The sequence below is a fragment of the Microbacterium sp. MYb54 genome (assembly GCF_002979515.1).
Lineage (GTDB): Bacteria > Actinomycetota > Actinomycetes > Actinomycetales > Microbacteriaceae > Microbacterium.
This window is the reverse complement of the sequence record NZ_PCPA01000044.1, coordinates 1-1,564: the sequence shown is the minus strand read 5'-3', so window position 1 is coordinate 1,564 and position 1,564 is coordinate 1. Positions and strand designations below refer to the sequence as shown.

The window sequence follows — 1,564 nt, the reverse complement described above, 5'->3', positions numbered from 1 at the left end:
CCGAGTCGCTGCTCGGCATGATGCGTGCGATCCAGGATCTGGACCAGCAGCTCGCCGGCAGCTGAGCCGACACAGTTCGAAGGAGAGGGTCGACCATGACGGTCGGCCCTCTTCGTCGTCCACGGGCTCGTCCACCGATGTCGAGCAGATGATGCCGGCCATGTGGAGGTGCCGCCCGGCCTCTGCTTTCCTACCAACACTTAAATCATTAAGTGTTGGTACCATTGATCCATGCCCACACCTGCGGATGTCGCAATCCCGGTCGAACCGGTCTCGTTCGAGACGCTCGACTGGGTGCCGCGCGCGCCGCAGATGCACTCGCGCGCCGAAGTCGAGCGACAGACGGGGGCATACGCGGCGACAGTCACTTCACCGCTCGCCGGCTGGGCTCCCCGCTTGTCGGGAGAGGACTCCGCAGACGTGGAGGATGCAACGCGCCAGCTGGTCGCCTTCGATCAGCATGCGCAGCGCATCCTCGGCACCGACAACCCGGCACTGGGGCCGATGACGGCGATCCTGCTGCGCACCGAGTCGGCGTCGAGCTCACAGATCGAGCAGCTCACGACCTCCGCGAAGCAGCTCGCCCTCGCCGAGATCGATGAAGGCGATAAGCAGAACGCACTCACCGTCATCGGCAACGTCCGTGCGATGGAGGCGGCTCTCCGGTTGTCCGACGACCTTGGCGCAGAGACGATCCTGGCCATGCACGAGGCTCTGATGCTCCACCAGCCCGGCTTCGACCCGGTCGCCGCCGGCGAGTTCCGTGCTGAGCAGGTCTGGATCGGTCCCGGCGACGCGGGTCCCCGAACAGCGCACTTCGTCGCCCCGCACAGTGACCGCGTCCCCGGCGCGATCGCTGACCTGGTTGCCTTCGTCGGGCGCCAGGACATCCCTGTGCTCGTCCAGGTCGCCGTCGCGCACGCGCAGTTCGAGACGATCCACCCGTTCCCCGACGGCAACGGCCGTACCGGACGTGCTCTCGCCCAGTCGATACTGCGCAACAAGGGACTCGTCGGCTCGACCGCCGTACCGATCTCGGCGGGCCTCCTCATCGATGTCGAGAGGTACTTCGCGTCCCTCGGCTCTTTCCGCGACGGCGATGCCGGGCCGATCGTCCGAGAGTTCGCGATGGCGAGCCGCATCGCGGCGACCACCGGAACGATGCTCGTCGACGACCTTGTCACGCAACTCGAGGATTCGCGCGCGAAGATGAAGGGCATCCGCTCGGATGCTGCCGCGTGGAAGATCCTTCCGACCCTCGTCGGCCAGCCCGCGGTGAACGTGAAGTACTTGATGAACGCCCTCGGCTTCGGTGAGATGGCGGCTCTTCGCGCGCTCGATGCCCTCACCGGTCGTGGGGTGCTGACCGAGACGACGGGCAAAACCCGCGGTCGCGTCTGGCAGCACAAAGGAATCTTCGAGGTGCTCGATGACTACGCCGCCGAGATCCGTCGGATGTCCGTGCGCTGAGAGGCTGCGCCGTCTTCGTTCGGCGCTGACTAGTGTCGTGTCGTGGGGGATGGGGAGTTGTCCCCATCGACGGGTTTCGGTGGGGGCCCGTAGT

General features: G+C 66.2%; 1 protein-coding gene. It reads left to right on the top strand.

Annotated elements, in window-relative coordinates; translation table 11 throughout:
- Positions 1-231: 231 nt before the first annotated feature.
- On the top strand, positions 232-1,470 hold the full coding sequence (locus CQ040_RS20400) for a Fic family protein (protein WP_105528628.1): 1,239 nt from the start codon (positions 232-234) through the stop codon (positions 1,468-1,470).
- The last annotated feature ends 94 nt before the right edge of the window (positions 1,471-1,564 follow it).